We start from the raw sequence: 19,997 nt of genomic DNA on the forward strand, positions 1-19,997 counted from the left end.
TTTTTTTTGACAAGACTCAAGTCATAACAAGAGGAAATGGTTGATGAACGACTCGACTGCGGCTGCGGTGGAGCCTTCGCCAAGCCTGCCCAAGACGCTGCTGACCGGCGCCCAGATGCTGTTCGTGGCCTTCGGTGCGCTGGTGCTGGTGCCGCTGTTGACCGGCCTCGATCCCAGCGTGGCACTGTTCACCGCTGGTGCCGGCACGCTGGTGTTCCACGCCGTTACACGCCAGAGCGTGCCGGTGTTCCTGGCCTCGTCGTTCGCATTCATTGCGCCGATCCAGGGCTCGGTGGCCAGCTTCGGCGTCTCCGAGACCCTCGGCGGGCTGTTGGCGGCGGGCTTGGTCTACGTTGCCATGTCGCAAGTGGTGCGCGTCAAGGGCACGGATTGGCTGCACCGCGTGCTACCGGCGGTGGTGGTGGGGCCGGTGATCATGGTGATTGGCCTGGCGCTGGCGCCGGTGGCGGTGGACATGGCCAGCGGCGAGACCAGCGAGCATATCGGCTACGGCCAGGCGATCACGCTGTCGATGATCAGCCTGTTGGTGACCCTGGTGCTGGCGGTGTTCGGCCGCGGCCTGTTGCGCCTGATTCCGATCATGGGAGGAATTGTCTGCGGCTATCTGCTGGCGCTGGCGATGGGCGTGGTCGACTTCTCGCCGGTGCGCGAGGCCAGCTGGCTGGCGCTGCCGAGTTTCACTGCGCCGAGCTTTCACTGGGCGGCGATCCTGTTCATGATCCCGGTGGCCATCGCCCCGGCGGTGGAGCACATTGGCGACATGGTGGCGATCGGCTCGGTGACGCGCAAGAACTACCTGGAGAAGCCTGGTCTGCACCGCACTCTGCTCGGCGATGGCCTGGCCACTTCAACCGCGGCGCTGTTTGGTGGCCCGCCCAATACCACCTACTCCGAAGTGACCGGGGCGGTGACCCTGACCCGCGCCTTCAACCCGCGCTACATGATCGTTGCCGCCTGCTTCGCCATCCTGCTGGCCTTCGTCGCCAAACTCGGCGCCGTGCTGCAGACCATCCCCGGGCCGGTGATGGGCGGGATCATGGTGTTGCTGTTCGGTTCCATCGCGGTGGTCGGCATGAACACCCTGGTGCGCGCCGGTCACTCGCTGACCGCGCCGCGCAACCTGGTGGTGGTGTCGCTGATCCTGGTGTTCGGCATCGGCGGGATGCAGTTCGGCGGCGGCCAGTTCACCCTGCAGGGCGTGAGCCTGGCGGCGGTGGTGGGGATCGCCCTCAACCTGATCCTGCCGCCGCCCCGTGAGGGCGAGTAAGCGCTCAGTGGTGGTGGCGTTCGCCGCTGCCGTCGGAGAATGACGGCGGGTTGTTGGCGCTGACGATCACGCACTCGCTGTCGCTGACGTTGCGAAAGCGGTGGGGCAGCCGCGAATCGAAGTAGTAGGCGTCGCCGGCGGTCAGCAGGCGCGCCTCGCCGTCGACGGTGAGCTCGATGGTACCGGCTACCACCACACCGCCTTCCTCCCCCTCATGCTCGAGCATATCGGCGCCGGTATCGGCGCCGGGCGGATAGCGCTCGTGGATGATCGACATGCTGCGGTTGGGGCGCCGTGCGCCGACCAGTCGCCACGACAGCTGGCCATCGCCGATCTCAGTGAGCTCGCTGGCGCGATAGAAAACCCGCTCCTGGCTGGTCTGTTCGCCGGCGAAGAACTCGCTGATAGAGACTGGCATGGCATCGAGTATCTTCTTCAGCGAGCTGACCGACGGACTGACGCTGTTCTGTTCGATCAACGAAATGGTGCTGTTGGTCACACCGGCACGCTTGGCCAGTTCACGCTGCGAGAGCGTGGCCCGCAGCCGCAGCTGCTTGAGTCGTGCACCGACGTTGAAACCACTCATGCGCTGTCCTTGTTGAAGATCCTTGACGGCATGATAGCGCGTCGCCCTGGCAAAGATAAGCCGATGATCCGGCTATGACTTTAGCCCCGTATGGGTGTCGCTACGGTCGCAGTGGCGGTACCCTTGGGGTAATCTGGAGCTAAAGACCTACGCCGCTGATCGGATTTGACCGTTCGGTCAAATCCGATCAGGATCGTGGGGTAAACGACGAGGGGCGTGACATGAACCAGCGGCTGCCGCTTAGCGGAGTGATTCTTGCCGGCGGCCAGGGCCGGCGCATGGGTGGCTGCGACAAGGGCCTCAGCACCTTCCTGGGCCGGCCACTGGTCGCCCACGTGCGCGAGCGCCTGGCGCCCTACGTCGAGGAGGTGGTGATCAACGCCAACCGCCACCTTGAGGAGTACCGGACGCTGGGCTGCCGTGTGGTGAGCGATCGCGAAGCGGGCTACCAAGGGCCGCTGATGGGCATCTGGAGCGGCCTGCTGGCCGCACGCCAGGCGTGGGTGGTGGTCGTGCCCTGCGACACCCCGGCGCTGCCCATGGCGCTAGTGCCGCGGCTATGGCAAGGCATCGGCGAGCACGACATCGCCGTCGCTCATGACGGCGAGCGTGCCCACCCGGTGGTGGCACTGATGCGCCGCGAACTGGCTGACGACCTGGCTACGGCACTCGCTGCCGGCGAGCGCAAGATCGACCGCTGGTACGCCCGTCACGCCCAGTGCTACGTCGACTTCAGCGACTGCCCCGAGGCCTTCGCCAATCTCAACAATCCCGAACAGTGCCAGGTCCTCGAGCAGCGCCTGGGCAATGGCATGCCAACGGAATCGCGATGACGCTGACCTTCGACGCGCAGCTACCGCTGCTGGGTATCGCCGCCTGGAGCGGCACCGGCAAGACTACCCTGCTCGAGGCCCTGTTGCCACGGCTGCAGGTCCGCGGGATCAAGGTGGCGGTGGTCAAGCATGCGCATCATGCCTTCGATATCGACCAGCCCGGCAAGGACAGCTACCGCCTGCGTGAGGCGGGTGCGGCACCGATGCTGATCGCCTCGCGGGCGCGCACCGCGTTGATGTTCAATACGCCCGACGCCGCCGAGCCGGACCTGGCGCAGCTGCTCGCACAACTGGCGCCGCTGGCCCCCGACCTGGTACTGGTCGAAGGCTTCAAGGCCTGGCCGCTGCCCAAGCTCGAGCTGCACCGCGCGGCGCTGGGCAAGCCGCTGCTGGCGCCCGACGATCCCTGGGTGCGGGCGGTTGCCAGTCCCGATATGCTGGATCTGCCGGCCGGCGTCGAAGCGCTCGACCTGGACGATCACCAGCGGCTGTGCGACTGGGTCGCCGCCTGGCAGCAGCGCTGGCCGCAGCAGGCGCTGCCGCGGGAGGTGCCGGCATGACACTGTCGTGTTTCGAGCTCGGCGAGCGCATGCTAAGCGTCGCCGAGGCGCGCACCGCCCTTGACGCACTGTTCGCCACCTCCCTCGACAGCGAACGGCTGCCACTCGAGGCGCTGCTGGGCCGGGTGCTGGCCGAGCCGTTGGTGTCGCCCATCGACGTGCCCCAGAACACCAATGCGGCGATGGATGGCATCGCGCTGGCCTGGCCCGAGCGCCCGGTGCGGCGCTGGCCGGTGGTCGGCGAGGTACTGGCCGGGCAGCGCTGGGGGCTGCCGCTGGCGGCGGGCACGGCGTTGCGCATCACCACCGGCGCGCCGCTGCCCGCGGGTGCGGACACGGTGATCATGAGCGAGCAGCTCGAGGCCGTGGGCGATCAGGCGGTCGAGATCAGCCGCACCGAGCGCGTCCAGCGCGGCCAGAACGTGCGCCAGGCCGGTGAGGACATCGCCTGCGGTCAGCGGGTGCTGGAGGCCGGTACTCGGCTGCAGCCCCAGCATCTCGGTCTGCTGGCCTCGCTGGGGCTGGCCGAGGCCCGGGTATATCGCCGGCCGCGGGTGGCGATCTTCTCCACCGGCGATGAAGTTACTGCGCCCGGCCAGCCGCTGCCGGCGGTAGGCATCTATGATGCCAATCGCTATACGCTGCACGGCATGTTGACGCGGCTCGGCGCCGAGGTCTGTGACCTGGGGATTCTTGCCGACCGCCGCGACGAGGTGGTCAGCGCCCTGGGCGACGCCGCCCGTGACCACGACATGTTGATCACCAGCGGTGGTGTCTCGGTGGGCCAGGCCGACTGGATCAAGGCGGCGCTCAATGAGCTCGGCGAGCTCGGTTTCTGGCGTATCGCCATTCGCCCAGGGCGGCCGCTGGCCTGCGGCCGACTGGGGGCGCGCCAGGTTCCCTTCTTTGGCCTGCCGGGCAACCCGGTGGCGGTGATGGTGACCTTTCTCGAGTTCGTGCAGCCGGTGCTGCGGCGCCTGCAGGGCGAGCCGGACTGGCAGCCACCGCGGCTGACGGCGCGCAGCGAGGCGCCGCTGAAGAGCCGCCTGGAGCGCGTCGACTTCCTGCGCGGGGTCTACCGCTGCGACGCCGACGGCCAGCTGTGGGTACGCAGTACCGGCGCCCAGGGCTCGGGTATTCTGTCCTCGATGAGCGCGGCCAACTGCTTGATCGAGATCGATGCATCGCGTGCAGGGGTGGCCGGCGGCGAGACCGTGACCCTGCAACCCTTCGACAGTCTGATATGAGGCATGCAACGTTATGAGCCTGACCCATCTCAACGCCCGCGGCGAGGCCCATATGGTGGATGTCGCCGACAAGCAGGAGAGCCGCCGTGAGGCGCTGGCGGGCGGCAGCATCAGCATGCGCCCAGCGACGCTCGCGCTGCTGGCCGAGGGCGGCCTGCCCAAGGGCGACGTACTGGCTACCGCACGCATCGCCGGCATACAGGCAGCCAAGCGCACCCATGAGCTGATCCCGCTGTGTCACCAACTGGCGCTGTCCAAGGTCAGCGTCGATTTTCGCCTCGACGAGCAGCGCAGCTGTGTCGAGGTCACCGCGACCTGCCGTCTGAACGGCCGCACCGGGGTCGAAATGGAGGCGTTGACGGCAGTCTCGGTGGCCTGCCTGACGCTGTATGACATGTGCAAGGCCGTCGACAAGGATATGCAGATCGGCGCGATCCGTCTGCTATCCAAGACCGGCGGCAAGTCCGGCGACTATCGCCGCAGTGAGATGCCGCCAAGCGTTGGCCCTCAGATCGTCACCGATGACTGCTACAGTGGTGAAGTAAGCCTCGGGCCGCATGCCGATTCGCGCAGCGTACGGGTCAAGTGCCTGGCTGAACTGCGCGAGCGGCTGGGCGTAAGCGAGCTGGAAATTCCCGTCGCCTCGCTGGCACGTCCTGACGTCGCCGCGCTCAAACAGGCTCTCAAGGCGCGCGATGCCAACTTCGCACTACTCGAAGAGGGGCGCATCCTGTGCGCCGTCAATCAAGTCATGGGTGGCGATGATACGCCGCTGACCGAAGGTGACGAGGTGGCGTTCTTTCCCCCCGTCACGGGAGGTTGATGATGATTCGAATCCAGCAGGCATCGTTCGATCCCGGCGCCGAGCAGCTTGCGCTTTGCGAGGGGCGTAGCGATATCGGCGCGGTGGTCTGTTTCACTGGCCTGGTGCGCGACTTCAATGAGAAACCCGACGTCGAGGCGCTGAGCCTCGAGCACTACCCGGGCATGACCGAAGCGGCGTTGGAGCAGATCGTCGCTGAGGCCGAGCAGCGCTGGCCGCTTGACGGCGTACGGCTGATTCACCGGGTCGGCAAGCTGTTACCGGGCGATGCTATCGTGCTGGTGGCGGTGGCCAGTGCGCACCGGCGCGCAGCGTTCGAGGCCTGTGATTTCATCATGGACTACCTCAAGACACGGGCGCCGTTCTGGAAGAAAGAACACACCTGTCACGGCGACTACTGGGTGGCTGAGCGAAGCACCGACAAACATGCTGCACGCCGTTGGGAGACTGTATGACGACGTTGATCGATGACTTCAACCGCCGCGTGCGCTACGTGCGTATTTCGGTGACCGACCGCTGCGATTTCCGCTGCGTCTACTGCATGAGCGAGGAGATGACCTTCCTGCCGCGCGCCCAGATATTGACCCTGGAAGAGCTGTCAATGGTGGCGCGGGCCTTCGTCGAGCTCGGCGTGGAGAAGGTCCGGCTGACCGGCGGCGAGCCGCTGGTACGGCGCGGCATCGAGCAGCTGGTCGACGAGATTGGCAGCCTGGGGCTCGCCGACTTTGCCATGACTACCAATGGTGCCGGCCTGGTCAAGCACGCCAAGGCGCTGCGCGATGGCGGCCTCAAGCGACTCAATATCAGCCTCGATTCGCTGGATGCCGAAAAATTTCGACAGCTTACCCGCACCGGGGACCTGCACAAGGTGATCGACGGCATTCGCGCCGCCCGCGACGCAGGCTTCGAGCGCATCAAGCTCAATGCCGTGGTGCTCAAGGGGCGCAACGACGATGAAGTGGTCGACCTGGTCGAGTTCGCGCGCCGTGAAGCCCTCGACATTAGCTTTATCGAGGAGATGCCGCTTGGCGACGTCTCGGATCACTCCCGTGCGGAAACCTTCTGTTCCAGTGACGAGGTGCAGGAGCTGATCGAGGCACGCTATCCGCTGCTGCCTACTACCGAGAGCACCCTTGGGCCGTCGCGCTACTTCCGCATGGCCGACAGTGACTCGCGGATCGGCTTCATCTCTCCCCACAGCCATAACTTCTGTTCGACATGCAATCGTGTCCGCGTCACGGTGGAAGGGCGCCTGCTGCTGTGTCTGGGCAATGAGCACTCGGTAGATCTGCGCGCGGTACTGCGCCGCCATCCGGGGGATATGGATGCCCTCAAGACGGCAATTATCGATGCCATGCCGCTCAAGCCCGAGCGCCACCATTTCACCACCGACGGGGACGTTCAGGTGGTTCGCTTTATGAATATGACCGGAGGCTAGCGGACAATTCTGCCACCCTGGCGATACTTGTCTGCCGCCAACGCCCGCCCTACCGATCGAGAGTGGCGGGTTTTTTCTTGCGGTCTTTTCTTGCCATGACGTAATATCGGCTTATACTTTTTAGCCAGGTATCGCGTGTATGTGTTCCCTGACTTTTACTAAGGAGGAGGCCGATGTCTTCCGAATCTCTGGAGCGTATCGCTCGCAATAAGAACGTTGCTCGTGCCGCGGCGCGTCAGCTGAGCATGGAGCAATTGCACAAACTCGCCGAGGTCATCGGCGAAGTGATCGAGCAGAAACAGGACGAGGACAAGCAGCGCCAGCAAGAGGAAGCCATGAAGGAGCGCAAGCTGGCCGAGATTCGTGAGGCCATCAACGACGCCGGGCTTTCTCTGGACGACCTGGTCGGCGAGCAGCCCAAGCGTCGTCGTGGGCGCCCGCCGAAGAACGCCAAGAAAGAGTGACTCGTCGAGCCAACGGCAATTCGGCACAGTGACAAGGCGAGCCTCCGGGCTCGCCTTGTCGTGTGGGTGAGGCGTCGCAGTAGGTGGGGCCGGTGGGCTATCGCTAGTGGGGTTCGCCGGCCAGCAGCTGCAGATGCACGGTAGGCAGATGGCGCATGCGCTCACCCAGGTAGTCGATCATGCGCGGCTGGAGCCGGCGGCGCAGTTCGGCGAGGTCGTCGGCGTCGAGCTCCTGCAACTGATGGTCGAGCCAGTCCCCCAGGTCATCTGCATCGAGATGCGAGGCGGCACTGTCATCGACCACCATCCGGCCGATACGGGTCCAGCCGTCGCCGTCGGGCGTCACGGTGATGGCCAGGAACAGGCTGCCGCGGCGCGATGCATCGCTGCCGTTGAGGCCCGGCGCCGGGGTCACGGCATTCTGGCTGACGATGCAGGGCGGCTGTGGGTGGCGGCTCTCGAGCTGCAGGCCTTGGCCATCGAAGCGCATCAGGTCGCCGTTGACCGGAATCAGCGGGGCAGCGATGCCGAGCTGCTCGGCGAGTGCTACGTGCGCCTGCTGATGGCGCCGCTCGCCGTGTACCGGCAGCAGGTGGCGCGGCTTGATCCAGTCATAGAAGGTCGCCAGTTCGCCCTGGGCCGGATGCCCGGAGGCGTGCAGTTCAGGATGCTGATGCTCATCGAAGAGGGTCACGCCGAGCCGACGCAGGCCGAGCTGCAGGCGCTCGATCAAGCGCTCGTTGCCGGGAATCGCCTTGGCCGAGAAGATCACGCTGTCGCCGGCCACCAACTCGAAGTGGGGATGACGATTCTGCGCCAGCCGCGACAGCGCAGCGCGCGGCTCGCCCTGGCTGCCGGTGGCGATCACCAGCACCTCCTCGGGGGGCAGGTAGCCGAGATCGCGCACCGGCACCAGCGGCGGCAGGTCATCCAGATAGCCGAGCCCGCGCGCCACGCCGACCATGCGTTCCATGGAGCGTCCCATCAGGCACACTCGGCGGCCGGTGCGCGCCGCCGCACGACCCACCGCCAGCACCCGCGCCAGGTTGCTGGCGAAACAGCTGACGATCACTCGCCCGGGGCAGGCGGCCAGGGTACGTTCGAGTGCCCGGGCGACGTCGCCCTCGCTGCGCGAATGGCCGGGCAGGGTGGCATTGGTGGAGTCGCCGATCACCAGGTCGACCGGCGCCAGCGACTGGAATAGCGCCGGGTCCATCGGTGCACCGATCAGCGGCTCGGGGTCGAGCTTCCAGTCGCCGCTGTGCAGGACCTTGTGATGCGGGGTCATGATCAGCAGCGCACAGCTTTCCGGAATCGAGTGGGTCAGCGGCAGGTAGCGCAGGCTGAAAGGGCCGTTGTCCAGCGCCTCGCCGGGTTCGATCACCTTGATCGCATCACTCGCCAGGCCGCGTTCGTGGAACTTGGCGCGCAGCAGGCCGGCGGCCAGCGGCGTGGCGTAGATTGGACAACCCCAGCGCGGCCACAGCCACGCCGCCGCGCCGATATGGTCCTCATGGCCGTGGGTGATGATCAGCGCCTGGGGTGCGATCTCCAAGCTCGCCAGGGTGGTCAGGTTGGGTACCTGCAGCGGCGTGTCGGGCAGGTCCTGGCGAATCATCATCCCGCAGTCCACCGCCAGCCAGTGATCCTGATAGCCGTAAAGCGTAAGGTTCATGCCGATCTCGCCGCAGCCACCGAGGGGCAGCAGCTTGAGCGGCGGGTGCTGGCGACGGCGAACGGTAACGCGGGGTTGCGGCATGAGCGGCTGCGGCCTGATGAGAGCGGACTTTCATCATACGGGAAGGCTCGCCGGCCCCACAACGCGCGTGTTCCGATGCCGTTGAATTCGTTACACTAACGCCGAGCCTGGCGGCGCCATGGCGTCTTCTCTTTTCCACTGATGGTTACCCGATGTCCGATTACTATCGTCTGGTCGTGTCCTGTCCCGATCAGGTTGGGATCGTTGCCCGCGTGTCTGGTTTCATTGCGCGCCAGGGCGGCTCGATCACCGAAGCCAGCCAGCACTCCGACCTGGCTACCGGCCGTTTCTTCATGCGTTACGAAATCCTCGCCGACTCGGTGGGGTTGAATGCCGAGCAGCTGCGCGAGGCGTTCACGCCGATCGCCACGGAGTTCGCGATGGACTGGGCGCTCACCGATACCACCAGACGTCCCAAGGTGGTGCTGATGGTGTCGCGGGAGAGCCACTGCCTGGTCGACCTGCTGTATCGCTGGACTGCCGGCGAGCTCGACTGCGAGATCCCCTGCGTGATCTCCAATCACGATGACCTGCGTGCCCTGGTCGAGTGGCACGGCATTCCCTACCACCGGGTACCGGTCAGTGCGGACACCAAGCCCCAGGCGTTCGCTGAGGTGGAGCGGTTGGTGGAGGAAGCCGCCGCCGACAGTGTGGTATTGGCGCGCTACATGCAGATCCTGCCGCCGGCGCTGTGCCAGCGCTATGCCGGACGGGTGATCAATATTCACCACAGCTTCCTACCGTCCTTCGCCGGTGCCAAGCCGTACCATCAGGCCTACGAGCGCGGCGTCAAGCTGATCGGCGCCACCTGCCACTACGTTACCGAAGAGCTCGACGCCGGGCCGATCATCGAGCAGGACATTCACCGTGTCAGCCACTGCCACACCGCCAATGACCTGGTGCGCTTCGGGCGCGATGTGGAGAAGGCGGTGCTTGCCCGCGGCCTGCGCTGGCACCTCGAGGACCGGGTGCTGATCCACGGCAACAAAACGGTCGTCTTCGCCTGATCGAACACGGAGCGCGCCATGACCTTTGCCGAGGTAGTGCTGATGCCCTGGATGTTGGGGCTCGGCTGGCTGATCAGTGCCGCGGTGCTGGGCCTGGCCCTGGCCCAGCGGCCGTGGCGGGCGCTGCTTGCCGACGTCGCCCTGCAGCATCGCTGGCTAGCGGCGCTGGTGGCGGTACTGCTGCTATGGCAGCTGCGTGCTCAGGCGGTGGACTGGCTGACCCTGCACCTGGTATTCACCGCGCTGCTGACGCTGATCTTCAAGGCGCCGCTGGCGCTGCTGATCTGCCTGGCGGTCAATCTTGGCATGGTGTTGCTGGGGCGCGTGGCCTGGCCGCTGCTGGGGGTCAACGTGCTGGTCAGCGGGGTGGTGCCGGCGCTGGTGATGGTCATCGCCTGGCGGCTGGTGGATCGTTGGCTGGCCGATAACCTGCCAGTGTTCGTGTTCGTCTGCGGTTTCTTCGGTACGGCGCTTGCCACCCTGGCCAGTGGGCTGACCACGCTAGCCATCGTCGGTCTCGGTACCAGCGACCCCGAGGCGTGGTTCCTGGCCTCGGAGTATGCGCGTTTCCTGCCGCTGCTGATGCCCTCCGAGGCCTTTATCAGCGGCATGCTGCTCAGCGTGCTGGTGGTCTATCATCCCGAGTGGGTGGCGACGTTCAACTCCCGGCGCTATATCGATACCAAGTAGCGGCCGCAGGCGGTCACGCTTCGTCGAATAGCGTCAGCTGCCGCTGGGCGTCTTCGGGGACCAGCCGAACCCCGACGCCGAGCAGTCTCACCGGGCGTGCGCCGCGCTGCCAGGCCTGCTCGAGCAGGTGCTGGAAGCCCTGCGGGTCGCCGGCGCTGCCCATGCCCTCCATGGTGGTCAGGCTGAAGTCGTCGAAGCGCACCTTGACGAAGCGCTTGTCGCTGGGCGGGTGATCGTGGCGTGCCAGGCGCTGCTGCAGCTTGTCGAACAGCGGCATCAGCGCCTGCCGGCAGGCGGGAAGGTCGGGCAGGTCGCGGTCGAAAGTGGTCTCGACGCTGACCGACTTGCGCTCGCGGCTGATCTTCACCTCGCGCTCATCGATGCCGCGGGCCAACTGGTAGAGGTGGCGGCCGAACTTGCCGAAGCGCTCAAGCAGGGTGGCCAGCGAACGCTGGCGCAGATCGTCGCAGGTGTGAATGCCCAGTCCTTCGAGCTTGGCCGCAGTGGCCGGCCCGACGCCGTGCAGCTTGCTTACCGGCAGCGGACGCAGGAAATCCTCCACGGCATCGGGGGTAATCACCGTGAGACCGTCAGGCTTGTCCCAGTCGCTGGCGATCTTGGCCAGGAACTTGCTCGGCGCCACACCCACCGACAGGGTGATACCGGTGCGTGCCAGGGTCTGCTCCTTGAGCCAGCTGGCCATCCAGGTGGCGCTGCCGCGGAAGCGTTCGACCTCGCTGACGTCGAGGTAGGCCTCATCCAGCGACAGCGGCTCGATCAGCGGGGTGAGCTCGGCAAACAGTGCCTGGATCTGCTGCGAGACGGCGCGGTAGCGTTCGAAATCGGGAGGCAGTACCACCAGCTCGGGGCACAGCCGCAGCGCCTTGGCGGTGGGCATGGCGCTGCGCACGCCGAAGGCGCGCGCCGGGTAGTTGCAGGTCGCCACCACCCCGCGGCGCTCGGCACTGCCGCCCACTGCCAGCGGCACCTCGCGCAGTGCGGGCCGGTCGCGCATTTCCACCGCGGCGTAGAAGCAGTCGCAGTCGGCGTGCAGGATCTTGCGCATCATGCGGCTGAGGCTTAGCCCAGCGCCTGGCCGTTACCGCCGCGAATCACGCCAACGCCAATGCCTTCGATCTCGAGTTGCTGATGGCGCAGGTCAATCTCGATGGGGGCGAAGTCCTCGTTCTCGGCGGTTAGCCACACCTGGTGCCCCTGGCGCTTGAAGCGCTTGACGGTGACCTCATCCTCGAGCCGGGCGACCACGATCTGGCCGTCGCGAATGCGCTCGGTGCGGTGCACGGCGAGCAGGTCGCCTTCGAGGATGCCGATGTCCTTCATCGACAGGCCGCGCACCCGCAGCAGATAGTCGGCGCGGGGCGTGAAGTACTCTGGCGGCAGCGGACAGTGGCGATCGATGTGGGCGGCAGCCAGAATCGGGCTGCCGGCGGCCACCTCGCCGATGATCGGCAGGCCGGGCTGGGCGCTGGCGTCGAGCTCGGGATCCTGCTCCTGGGCGGGGAGGCGGATGCCCCGCGAGGTACCGGCAACCATGCGAATCACGCCCTTCTTGCTCAGCGCGCGCAGGTGCTCCTCGGCGGCGTTGGGCGAGCGAAAGCCCAGGGCCCGGGCGATCTCGGCACGGGTTGGCGGATAGCCCAGCTCGGACATGGTCTTGACGATGAAGTCGTAGACGTTCTGCTGGCGTGGCGTGAGAGGGCGGGTCATGTGACCTCCGCAAGTGGGTGGCGGTGTTTGGTTAAGTATACAGTATGGCTGAGTATCCAGTAAAAGCGTTGTAGCGTTTAAAACGCGATGTTTGTGACCAAGTGTCATATTGCGTAGAATATGATTACGTTTAAAACAACCGTTTACCAATTCGGCAGGGGGGTACATGGCACAACCCGATACCGTGACGCGCATTCTCGACACCGCAGAGGTGCTGTTTGCCGAGCGAGGCTTCGCGGAGACCTCGCTGCGCAACATTACCAGCAAGGCCAAGGTCAACCTGGCCGCGGTCAACTACCACTTTGGCTCCAAGAAGGCGTTGATCCAGGCCGTGTTTGCGCGCTATCTGGACCCCTTCACCGAGCGTTTCCACGCTGCCCTGGATGAGCTCGAGACGGAGTACGCCGGCCGCGTCATACCGCTCGAGGTGTTGCTGGAGAGCATGGCAAAAACGGTGCTCGATGTCCCCGCCGAGCGTAACAGCCTGAAGGTCTTCATGCGTCTGCTGGGGCTGGCCTACAGCCAGGCCCAGGGGCACCTGCGGCGCTATATTCAGGATCACTACGGCAGCGTGTTCAGCCGCTTCTCCGAGCTGGTGCGCAAGGCCACCCCCGAGCTGCCCGAAGCCGAACGCTTCTGGCGGCTGCACTTCGTGCTCGGCACGGTGATCTTCACCCTCTCGGGGCTGGATGCGCTGCGCGACATCGCCGAGAAGGACTACGGCGACCACGTCAGCGTGCGCGACCTGATCCGTCGCCTGCGCCCGGTAGTGGTGGCGGCGATGAATGCGCCGCTGCCCGACGCGGCGCCGGATAGCCTGCCGGCGGCGGTATGATGGTCACTACTCCGCGCCTCGAACAGCTGCCCCCGGAGACAGGCCACTGGCTGGAGGTCGATCTCACGACCCAGCGGCTGTGGTGCTGGCAGGGCCGCCAGCGCGTCGCCGACTACCCGATCTCGAGCGGTGCGACAGGCATCGGGCAGCGTGACGGCAGCGGCCAGACGCCGCTCGGTTGGCACTACGTGCGGGCGGCGATCGGCGACGGCCAGCCGCCGGGCGCGGTGTTTCGCGGTCGCCGCCCGACCGGCGAGGTGTTCGACGCGACGCTGGCCGCCGAGTACCCGGCGCGCGACTGGATCCTGACCCGCATCCTGTGGTTGTGTGGACTCGAGCCGGGGTATAACCGCGGCGGCCAGGTCGACTCTCAGCGCCGCTATATTTATCTGCATGGCACGCCGCCGGATCAGCCGATGGGCACCCCGGCCTCCCACGGCTGCCTGCGGCTGCGCGATGCGGCGCTGCTCGAGGTGTTCGACTTCGCCCCGGCCGGCACGCCGGTGTGGCTCCACGACTGACCCATCCAGGGCGAGCTTGGTCGTCTCTAAGGGTGGGGCGCCGGGCCATCCCCTGTTGTCGGCCTGGCGGTTGGTCTAGAATCGGCTCCTTCTCTGCCAAGGAAGATGAACATGACGCAACCTATCGGCCCGGTGATGCTGGACCTGGAAGGGCCCCGGCTCAGCCGAGAAGAAGGTGACATGCTCAAGCGTCCCGAGGTGGGCGGCGTGATCCTGTTCTCCCGCAACGTCGAGGATGCCGTCCAGGTTCAAGCGCTGTGCGCGGCGATTCGCCGAGTACGCCCCGACCTACTGCTGGCCATCGATCAGGAGGGTGGCCGTGTGCAGCGCCTGCGCCAGGGCGTCACCCGCCTGCCGTCGATGGCGCAGCTGGCGGCCGGCTACGACGACGATCCCCAGGCGGTGCTGCAGCAGTGTCAGGATGCCGGCTGGCTGCTGGGCATGGAGATGGCCGCCTGCGGTCTCGACGTCACCTTCGCCCCGGTGCTCGATGTTGACGGTGACTCGATATTGATCGGCGATCGCAGTTTCTCTTCCGACCCGCAGGTCGTCAGCCTGCTCGGCGGTGCCTTCATCAGCGGCCTGCACGATGCCGGGATGGTCGCCATCGGCAAGCATTTTCCCGGCCACGGCGGCGTGGTGGCAGACTCGCATCACGAGCTGCCGGTGGACCCACGACCGCTCTCGGCGCTGCGCGAGCACGACATGCGGCCCTTCGCCGAGCTGGCTTCGCGCCTCGATGGGATCATGCCCTCCCACGTCATCTATAGCGCCTTCGACGACAAGCCGGCGGGGTTCTCGCGCAGCTGGCTTGGCCTGTTGCGCGAAGAGCTGGGGTTCAAGGGCGCGATCTTCTCCGACGACCTGCTGATGGCCGCGGCACGGGTCGCCGGCAGCCCTGGGCAGGCGGCACTGGCGGCCCTCGATGCCGGCTGTGACATGGTGCTGGTGTGCAATGACCGCGCCGCGGCGCTGGAGGCCCTCGATGCTTGCGCCGATCGCGCCGGCAAGCGCCAGGCCAAGCTGCGCTACGGACGCGCCAGGCCGAGCCTCGAGACGTTGCCGGCACTATCGCGCTGGCGCCGCGTGCATGCGCGGCTCGAGGCCCTGAGTGCCAGCCACGACGCCTGATGGGCACGAATACATCTCTATACCGCGACCCAGGACAACGATGCCTAACCTCGACCCCCTGTATCATGAGTCCCTCACCACCATGCGCGAGGTGATGGACAACGCCGACTGCCTGATCTCCCAGGCCGACGTCGAGCGCGCCCTCGATCGCATGGCCGACGAGATCAGCGCCGACCTGGGCGACAAGCTGCCGGTGTTCTACTGCGTGATGAATGGCGGCCTGATCACCACCGGCCACTTGCTGACGCGGCTGGGGTTCCCCCTCGAGGTGGATTACCTGCATGCCACCCGCTACCGCGGTGGCCTGCGCGGCGGCGAGCTGTTCTGGCGCGTTTCGCCGGAGATTCCCATGGCCGGGCGCCACGTGGTGATCGTCGACGATATCCTCGACGAGGGCGCGACCCTGGCGGCGATCCTGCGCTACTGCGAAGAAGCCGGTGCGGCGAGCATCTCCACCGCGGTGCTGGTCGACAAGCGTCACGACCGCAAGGCGGTGCCTGAGCTGACCGCCGACTACTGCAGCCTCGAGGTGGTCGATCGCTACGTGTTCGGCTTCGGCATGGACTACAAGGGCTACTGGCGCAATGCGCCGGGGATCTTCGCGCCCAAAGGACTTTGAATAAGCGGCTTTGAATATGCGGCGCCAGGTCGTCGCTACCGAGGGCTGGCCCGCCGGGTCAGCCCTCGGCGTTTTCGGCTAGCGCCAACAGCGCCTCGCGGCAGCGCCCCTCGACGTCGTCCAGCTCCTTGCGCATCAGGCGGATGTCCTCCTCCTGGCGCTGCAGGTTGGCGCGTTTCTCGGCCAGCAGCTCGAGCAGCCGTCGCAGCTGGCGAGCGTTGCCGTCGGGCAGGGCGTCGTAGAGCTCGATCACCTCGCGGATCTCGGCCAGCGAGAAGCCCAGCCGCTTGCCGCGTAGGGTCAGCTTGAGGCGCACCCGGTCCTTGTCGTGGTAGATGCGTGTCTGGCCGCGGCGCTGGGGCTCCAGCAACCCTTCCTGCTCATAGAAGCGGATGGTGCGCGGGGTGACCTCGAACATGCGCGAGAGCTCGCTGATCGAGTAGGTGCGGGGGGCGCTGTCGGGTGTCATGCCGTTCAGGGTACCGCGAGTTGACGTTAACGTAAATCGCCGATCATGCTGTGGGCATCCACTATCCTGCCTGGAGGCCCGATGTCCAACACCCCATCCCCCCTGCGCGTTACCCACTGGCCGACCCAAGATGGCCACCGTATCGGTGTGGCAACACTCGACGCCGAACGCTCCCTCAACGCCCTGACGCTGGACATGATCGAGGCCCTCGACGCCCAGTTGACGACCTGGCAGCACGACGACAGCGTGGTGGCGGTATGGCTGGAGGGTGCTGGTGACAGGGCGTTCTGCGCCGGCGGCGACATCGTCGCCCTGTACCGTGCGCTACAGGGCGACGCATACGCGGCGCGCGACTACGTGGTGCGCTACTTCAGCGCCGAATACGCCCTCGACTACTGCCTGCATACCTATTCCAAGCCGCTGCTGGCGTGGGGCGACGGTATCGTCATGGGCGGCGGCATGGGGCTGCTTGCCGGGGCCCGACACCGCCTGGTCAGCGAGCGCTCGCGGCTGGCGATGCCCGAGATCAGTATCGGCCTCTACCCGGACGTGGGTGCGAGCTGGTTTCTCAACCGCATGCCGCCGGGTATCGGTGCTTACCTGGCACTGACCGGGGCGCAGCTCAACGCCCGCGACGCCCTCGACCTCGGCCTGGCCGACCAGCTGGTGCCTGCCCAGCGTCGCGAGGCCTTGATCGATGCACTGTGCCGCGCCGACTACGGCAATGACACGACGCTGAATGACCGCGCCATCCATTCGGCCCTGGCAGCGGTGGCCGACCGCGACCAGGCACCGCCCGCCCAGCTGTGGCCGTGGCGTGACCATCTCCAGTCACTCACCAGCGCCGCTGATGCTGCCCAGGCCTGCGCGGCCATCCTCGCCGACCCCGAGCAGGATGACTGGCTGGACGCCAATCGCCGCCGGCTCAGTGACGGTTGCCCGCTCACCGCCCAACTGGCCTGGGGCATGCTCGAACGCCATCGCCGCGCCAGCCTCGCCGAGGCGCTGCGCGACGAGCTGAGCCTATCGCTGCGCTGCTGCCTGGAGGGCGACCTGGCCGAGGGCGTGCGTGCGCTGCTGATCGACAAGGACAAGCAGCCGCAGTGGTCCCACGCCGATGTCTCGAGCGTACCTGCGGCGAAGGTAGCGGCGATGCTGCACAGCGCCTGGCAGCGCGATGACCACCCCCTGGCCTCGCTCGGCGAGGAGGGCTAACGGGCGGATAGGGGTAGCGTTGGCGGCGCTTTTATTCTACATTCTATGAAAATATAGAAATTATTACGCCGCTACCCCGGAGCCAACCATGAGCCAGATTACCCCGATCACCTGGGACGACCCGTTCCGCCTCGTCGACCAGCTCAGCGAAGATGAGCGCATGGTCTACCAGACCGCCCACGACTACTGCCAGGACAAGCTGCTGCCGCGGGTGCTGGAGGCCAACCGCCACGAGCGCTTCGACCGCGAGATCATGAACGAGATGGGCGAGCTGGGGCTGCTCGGCGCGACCATGGAGGGTTACGGCGGTGCCGGGCTCAACTACGTCAGCTACGGCCTGATTGCCCGCGAAGTGGAGCGCGTCGACTCCGGCTACCGTAGCGCCATGAGCGTGCAGTCGAGCCTGGTGATGTACCCCATCCACGCCTTCGGCAGCGACGCCCAGCGCGACAAGTACCTACCCAAACTGGCCAGCGGCGAGTGGGTCGGCTGCTTCGGCCTCACCGAGCCCGACCACGGCTCCGACCCCAACGGCATGAGCACCCGGGCCACCAGGATCGACGGCGGCTACAAGCTCAACGGCACCAAGAGCTGGATCACCAACTCGCCGATTGCCGACGTGTTCGTGGTGTGGGCCAAGGACGATGAAGGCGACCTGCGCGGCTTTATCCTCGAGAAGGGCATGGCCGGGCTCTCGGCGCCCAAGATTGAGGGCAAGTTCAGCCTGCGCGCCTCGGTCACTGGCCAGATCGCCATGCAGGACGTGGAGGTCTCCAACGAGCAGATCCTGCCCGGCGTCAAGGGCCTCAAGGGGCCGTTCTCGTGCCTCAATCGCGCCCGTTATGGTATCGCTTGGGGCACCATGGGCGCCGCCGAGGCGTGCTGGCACGCGGCGCGCCAGTACACCCTCGACCGCAAGCAGTTCGGCCGCCCGCTGGCCGCCAACCAGCTGATCCAGAAGAAGCTCGCCGACATGCAGACCGAGATCGCCCTGGGCCTGCAGGCGGCGCTGCGCGTCGGCCGCATGATCGACGACGGCCAGCTGGTGCCCGAAGCGATCTCGCTGATCAAGCGCAACAACTGCGGCAAGGCGCTGGATATCGCCCGGGTGGCGCGGGACATGCACGGCGGCAACGGCATCGCCGACGAGTACCACGTGATTCGCCATGTGATGAACCTCGAGGCGGTCAACACCTACGAGGGCACCCACGATATTCATGCGCTGATCCTGGGCCGCGCCCAGACCGGCATTCAGGCCTTTTCCAACTGATCGACCGGCTTAGCCCGAGTAGTAGGGGCATCTAAGCGAAGGACGCAGGGGACAGGCCGAAAAGGAGGTTTGCGCCATGGGTGAGGAGCACTGCTCCGAACGGGCTGGCCATGGATGGCCAGCACAGGTCCTGCAAGCGAAGCAGGATGCGAGAGCGCAGTCAGGGCGCAAGGTAGCGCCCAGGGACGGGTTTACAGCGCCTCCTTGCAGGCCTGTCGCCGGATCCGTTCGAGCGGTGCTGCCTATCTCCGATAGCCCTGTCCCGAGTGATCAAGGAGACAAGATGAGCGGACCGCTCGACGGTATCGTGGTGCTCGATATGTCACGCGTGCTGGCCGGCCCCTGGGCCGGTCAGCTGCTGGCCGATCTGGGTGCCCAGGTGATCAAGATCGAACGTCCCGGCAGCGGTGACGACACCCGCAGCTGGGGCCCGCCGTGGCTGGAAGACGCCGCCGGCGACCCGCTGGAAGCGGCGTATTTCCTGTGCGCCAATCGCGGCAAGCAGTCGCTGGCGGTGGATATCACCCGCCCCGAAGGCCAGGCGCTGGTGCGCGAACTGGCCTCGCGTGCGGATATCCTGCTGGAAAACTTCAAGGTCGGCGGCCTCAAGAAGTATGGCCTCGACTACGCCAGCCTCCACGAACTCAACCCAGGGCTGATCGGCTGCTCGATCACCGGCTTCGGTCAGGACGGCCCCTATGCCCACCGCGCCGGCTACGACTTCATGATCCAGGCCATGGGCGGCTTGATGAGCGTCACCGGTGACGCCGAAGGCATGCCGATGAAGACCGGCGTGGCGATTACCGACGTAATGACCGGGCTCTACGCCGCGGTGGGCGTGCTGGCGGCGCTGCACGAGCGTGGGCGCACTGGAGCCGGCCGGCATATCGACGTGGCGCTGCTCGACGTGCAGCTGGCGACCCTGGCCAACCAGGCCCTCAATACCCTAGTGTCGGGGCGTGATCCGCAGCGACACGGCAACGCCCACCCCAATATCGTGCCCTACCAGGCCTTCGCCTGCGCCGACGGCTACCTGGTACTGACGGTGGGCAACGACAGCCAGTTCGTGCGCTTCGCCACGCTGCTCGGCCACCCCGAATGGGCCACTGACCCGGCCTACGCCACCAACGGCGCGCGGGTCGCCAACCGCGACACCCTGGTGGCGCTGATCGAGGCCTGCCTGCTGGCTCGTCCGCGCGACGCCTGGCTCGCCGACTTCGAGACGCATGGCATCCCTGCCGGTCCCATCAACACCATTTCCGAGTCGCTGCATGACCCCCAGGTGCTGCATCGTGGCATGGTCACTACCCTCGAGCGAGGCGGCAATGCCGTGCCCCAGATCGGCAATCCGCTGCGTTTCGATGGCGACGGCCAGACCAGCCGGCGTGCACCGCCGGGACTCGGCCAGGACAGCGACAGCGTGCTCGCCGGGATGGGACTCAACGCCGAGCAGATCGAGGCGCTACGCGAGCAGGGGATCATTGCGTAGCGTCCAGCGCCATTGCGCCCGGCGG

22 protein-coding genes are annotated in these 19,997 nt (G+C 66.4%); 17 read left to right on the forward strand and 5 right to left on the reverse strand.

Annotation, left to right across the window (positions count from 1 at the left end):
- Window positions 1-43 precede the first annotated feature (43 nt).
- The gene (locus CK498_RS01090) at window positions 44-1,288 is read left to right on the forward strand and encodes a uracil-xanthine permease family protein (RefSeq protein ID WP_095619014.1); all 1,245 of its coding nucleotides are present in this window, start codon (window positions 44-46) and stop codon (window positions 1,286-1,288) included.
- A gap of 4 nt (window positions 1,289-1,292) precedes the next feature.
- Here the strand turns inward: CK498_RS01090 and CK498_RS01095 are convergent, their stop codons facing one another.
- Window positions 1,293-1,874 carry a cupin domain-containing protein gene (locus CK498_RS01095; RefSeq protein ID WP_095619015.1) on the reverse strand — a complete coding sequence of 194 codons (582 nt, stop codon included), beginning with the start codon at window positions 1,872-1,874 and terminating at the stop codon, window positions 1,293-1,295.
- A 221-nt stretch (window positions 1,875-2,095) separates the two neighbouring features.
- Between CK498_RS01095 and mobA the strand changes: the two genes are divergently transcribed.
- The 7 genes from mobA to CK498_RS01130 all read left to right on the forward strand — a co-directional run bounded on the left by mobA (window position 2,096) and on the right by CK498_RS01130 (window position 7,239).
- Window positions 2,096-2,707 (forward strand): molybdenum cofactor guanylyltransferase MobA, encoded by a 612-nt coding sequence (gene mobA / locus CK498_RS01100; protein ID WP_095619016.1) that lies wholly within the window; start codon window positions 2,096-2,098, stop codon window positions 2,705-2,707.
- A complete protein-coding gene (gene mobB, locus CK498_RS01105; RefSeq protein WP_095619017.1) occupies window positions 2,704-3,267 on the forward strand; it encodes a molybdopterin-guanine dinucleotide biosynthesis protein B in 564 nt (187 codons plus the stop codon). Before mobA ends, mobB begins: the two co-directional genes overlap by 4 nt.
- Window positions 3,264-4,514 (forward strand): molybdopterin molybdotransferase MoeA, encoded by a 1,251-nt coding sequence (gene moeA / locus CK498_RS01110; protein WP_095619018.1) that lies wholly within the window; start codon window positions 3,264-3,266, stop codon window positions 4,512-4,514. The genes mobB and moeA overlap by 4 nt, the downstream gene beginning before the upstream one ends.
- A gap of 13 nt (window positions 4,515-4,527) precedes the next feature.
- Window positions 4,528-5,337 carry a cyclic pyranopterin monophosphate synthase MoaC gene (gene moaC / locus CK498_RS01115; RefSeq protein WP_095619019.1) on the forward strand — a complete coding sequence of 270 codons (810 nt, stop codon included), beginning with the start codon at window positions 4,528-4,530 and terminating at the stop codon, window positions 5,335-5,337.
- 2 nt (window positions 5,338-5,339) lie between these two features.
- The gene (gene moaE / locus CK498_RS01120) at window positions 5,340-5,792 is read left to right on the forward strand and encodes a molybdopterin synthase catalytic subunit MoaE (RefSeq protein WP_095619020.1); all 453 of its coding nucleotides are present in this window, start codon (window positions 5,340-5,342) and stop codon (window positions 5,790-5,792) included.
- Window positions 5,789-6,775: a GTP 3',8-cyclase MoaA gene (gene moaA / locus CK498_RS01125; RefSeq protein WP_095619021.1), complete on the forward strand. Its 987-nt coding sequence runs from the start codon at window positions 5,789-5,791 to the stop codon at window positions 6,773-6,775. The genes moaE and moaA overlap by 4 nt, the downstream gene beginning before the upstream one ends.
- A 173-nt stretch (window positions 6,776-6,948) precedes the next feature.
- Window positions 6,949-7,239 (forward strand): H-NS family histone-like protein, encoded by a 291-nt coding sequence (locus tag CK498_RS01130; protein WP_095619022.1) that lies wholly within the window; start codon window positions 6,949-6,951, stop codon window positions 7,237-7,239.
- A gap of 103 nt (window positions 7,240-7,342) precedes the next feature.
- Here CK498_RS01130 and CK498_RS01135 read toward each other — a convergent pair whose 3' ends face one another.
- Window positions 7,343-8,914 carry a ribonuclease J gene (locus tag CK498_RS01135; protein WP_095619554.1) on the reverse strand — a complete coding sequence of 524 codons (1,572 nt, stop codon included), beginning with the start codon at window positions 8,912-8,914 and terminating at the stop codon, window positions 7,343-7,345.
- A gap of 236 nt (window positions 8,915-9,150) precedes the next feature.
- On the opposite strand from CK498_RS01135, the gene purU reads away from it, so the two are divergent.
- Together purU and CK498_RS01145 are read left to right on the forward strand one after the other, a co-directional pair.
- Window positions 9,151-10,005 carry a formyltetrahydrofolate deformylase gene (gene purU, locus CK498_RS01140; RefSeq protein ID WP_095619023.1) on the forward strand — a complete coding sequence of 285 codons (855 nt, stop codon included), beginning with the start codon at window positions 9,151-9,153 and terminating at the stop codon, window positions 10,003-10,005.
- Window positions 10,006-10,023: 18 nt separating this feature from the next.
- Complete coding sequence (locus tag CK498_RS01145; RefSeq protein ID WP_095619024.1) at window positions 10,024-10,695, forward strand: energy-coupling factor ABC transporter permease; 672 nt, start codon at window positions 10,024-10,026, stop codon at window positions 10,693-10,695.
- A gap of 13 nt (window positions 10,696-10,708) precedes the next feature.
- Here CK498_RS01145 and dinB read toward each other — a convergent pair whose 3' ends face one another.
- Together dinB and lexA are read right to left on the reverse strand one after the other, a co-directional pair.
- Window positions 10,709-11,761, reverse strand: coding sequence for a DNA polymerase IV (gene dinB / locus CK498_RS01150; RefSeq protein WP_095619555.1), 1,053 nt, complete (start codon window positions 11,759-11,761; stop codon window positions 10,709-10,711).
- Window positions 11,762-11,775: 14 nt separating this feature from the next.
- On the reverse strand, window positions 11,776-12,423 hold the full coding sequence (gene lexA, locus CK498_RS01155) for a transcriptional repressor LexA (protein WP_095619025.1): 648 nt from the start codon (window positions 12,421-12,423) through the stop codon (window positions 11,776-11,778).
- 166 nt (window positions 12,424-12,589) lie between these two features.
- Here lexA and CK498_RS01160 point away from each other — a divergent pair, with 166 nt between their 5' ends.
- The 4 genes from CK498_RS01160 to CK498_RS01175 all read left to right on the forward strand — a co-directional run bounded on the left by CK498_RS01160 (window position 12,590) and on the right by CK498_RS01175 (window position 15,529).
- Entirely contained in the window at window positions 12,590-13,258 is a 669-nt protein-coding gene (locus tag CK498_RS01160; protein ID WP_095619026.1) for a TetR/AcrR family transcriptional regulator, read from the forward strand.
- On the forward strand, window positions 13,258-13,779 hold the full coding sequence (locus CK498_RS01165) for a L,D-transpeptidase (protein WP_095619556.1): 522 nt from the start codon (window positions 13,258-13,260) through the stop codon (window positions 13,777-13,779). Before CK498_RS01160 ends, CK498_RS01165 begins: the two co-directional genes overlap by 1 nt.
- A 111-nt stretch (window positions 13,780-13,890) precedes the next feature.
- Entirely contained in the window at window positions 13,891-14,910 is a 1,020-nt protein-coding gene (gene nagZ, locus CK498_RS01170) for a beta-N-acetylhexosaminidase (RefSeq protein ID WP_095619027.1), read from the forward strand.
- 40 nt (window positions 14,911-14,950) lie between these two features.
- Window positions 14,951-15,529, forward strand: a complete 579-nt coding sequence (locus CK498_RS01175) for a hypoxanthine-guanine phosphoribosyltransferase (protein WP_095619028.1) — start codon at window positions 14,951-14,953, stop codon at window positions 15,527-15,529.
- Window positions 15,530-15,587: 58 nt separating this feature from the next.
- Here CK498_RS01175 and CK498_RS01180 read toward each other — a convergent pair whose 3' ends face one another.
- The gene (locus CK498_RS01180) at window positions 15,588-15,998 is read right to left on the reverse strand and encodes a MerR family transcriptional regulator (protein ID WP_095619029.1); all 411 of its coding nucleotides are present in this window, start codon (window positions 15,996-15,998) and stop codon (window positions 15,588-15,590) included.
- 81 nt (window positions 15,999-16,079) lie between these two features.
- Here CK498_RS01180 and CK498_RS01185 point away from each other — a divergent pair, with 81 nt between their 5' ends.
- The 3 genes from CK498_RS01185 (at window position 16,080) to CK498_RS01195 (ending at window position 19,972) form a co-directional block, all read left to right on the forward strand.
- Entirely contained in the window at window positions 16,080-17,213 is a 1,134-nt protein-coding gene (locus CK498_RS01185) for an enoyl-CoA hydratase/isomerase family protein (protein ID WP_095619030.1), read from the forward strand.
- Window positions 17,214-17,301: 88 nt separating this feature from the next.
- A complete protein-coding gene (locus CK498_RS01190) occupies window positions 17,302-18,483 on the forward strand; it encodes an acyl-CoA dehydrogenase (RefSeq protein WP_095619031.1) in 1,182 nt (393 codons plus the stop codon).
- Window positions 18,484-18,766: 283 nt separating this feature from the next.
- Window positions 18,767-19,972, forward strand: a complete 1,206-nt coding sequence (locus CK498_RS01195; protein WP_095619032.1) for a CaiB/BaiF CoA transferase family protein — start codon at window positions 18,767-18,769, stop codon at window positions 19,970-19,972.
- The last annotated feature ends 25 nt before the right edge of the window (window positions 19,973-19,997 follow it).

Origin of the sequence: Halomonas salipaludis (genome assembly GCF_002286975.1) — a bacterium.
In the GTDB taxonomy this organism is placed as follows: domain Bacteria; phylum Pseudomonadota; class Gammaproteobacteria; order Pseudomonadales; family Halomonadaceae; genus Franzmannia; species Franzmannia salipaludis.

Coding starts and splice junctions, on each gene's coding strand:
- CK498_RS01090 (WP_095619014.1), top strand. CDS start 44: ATGAACGACTCGACTGCGGCTGCGGTGGAGCCTTCGCCAAGCCTGCCC.
- CK498_RS01095 (WP_095619015.1), bottom strand. CDS start 1,874: ATGAGTGGTTTCAACGTCGGTGCACGACTCAAGCAGCTGCGGCTGCGG.
- mobA (WP_095619016.1), top strand. CDS start 2,096: ATGAACCAGCGGCTGCCGCTTAGCGGAGTGATTCTTGCCGGCGGCCAG.
- mobB (WP_095619017.1), top strand. CDS start 2,704: ATGACGCTGACCTTCGACGCGCAGCTACCGCTGCTGGGTATCGCCGCC.
- moeA (WP_095619018.1), top strand. CDS start 3,264: ATGACACTGTCGTGTTTCGAGCTCGGCGAGCGCATGCTAAGCGTCGCC.
- moaC (WP_095619019.1), top strand. CDS start 4,528: ATGAGCCTGACCCATCTCAACGCCCGCGGCGAGGCCCATATGGTGGAT.
- moaE (WP_095619020.1), top strand. CDS start 5,340: ATGATTCGAATCCAGCAGGCATCGTTCGATCCCGGCGCCGAGCAGCTT.
- moaA (WP_095619021.1), top strand. CDS start 5,789: ATGACGACGTTGATCGATGACTTCAACCGCCGCGTGCGCTACGTGCGT.
- CK498_RS01130 (WP_095619022.1), top strand. CDS start 6,949: ATGTCTTCCGAATCTCTGGAGCGTATCGCTCGCAATAAGAACGTTGCT.
- CK498_RS01135 (WP_095619554.1), bottom strand. CDS start 8,914: ATGAACCTTACGCTTTACGGCTATCAGGATCACTGGCTGGCGGTGGAC.
- purU (WP_095619023.1), top strand. CDS start 9,151: ATGTCCGATTACTATCGTCTGGTCGTGTCCTGTCCCGATCAGGTTGGG.
- CK498_RS01145 (WP_095619024.1), top strand. CDS start 10,024: ATGACCTTTGCCGAGGTAGTGCTGATGCCCTGGATGTTGGGGCTCGGC.
- dinB (WP_095619555.1), bottom strand. CDS start 11,761: ATGCGCAAGATCCTGCACGCCGACTGCGACTGCTTCTACGCCGCGGTG.
- lexA (WP_095619025.1), bottom strand. CDS start 12,423: ATGACCCGCCCTCTCACGCCACGCCAGCAGAACGTCTACGACTTCATC.
- CK498_RS01160 (WP_095619026.1), top strand. CDS start 12,590: ATGGCACAACCCGATACCGTGACGCGCATTCTCGACACCGCAGAGGTG.
- CK498_RS01165 (WP_095619556.1), top strand. CDS start 13,258: ATGGTCACTACTCCGCGCCTCGAACAGCTGCCCCCGGAGACAGGCCAC.
- nagZ (WP_095619027.1), top strand. CDS start 13,891: ATGACGCAACCTATCGGCCCGGTGATGCTGGACCTGGAAGGGCCCCGG.
- CK498_RS01175 (WP_095619028.1), top strand. CDS start 14,951: ATGCCTAACCTCGACCCCCTGTATCATGAGTCCCTCACCACCATGCGC.
- CK498_RS01180 (WP_095619029.1), bottom strand. CDS start 15,998: ATGACACCCGACAGCGCCCCCCGCACCTACTCGATCAGCGAGCTCTCG.
- CK498_RS01185 (WP_095619030.1), top strand. CDS start 16,080: ATGTCCAACACCCCATCCCCCCTGCGCGTTACCCACTGGCCGACCCAA.
- CK498_RS01190 (WP_095619031.1), top strand. CDS start 17,302: ATGAGCCAGATTACCCCGATCACCTGGGACGACCCGTTCCGCCTCGTC.
- CK498_RS01195 (WP_095619032.1), top strand. CDS start 18,767: ATGAGCGGACCGCTCGACGGTATCGTGGTGCTCGATATGTCACGCGTG.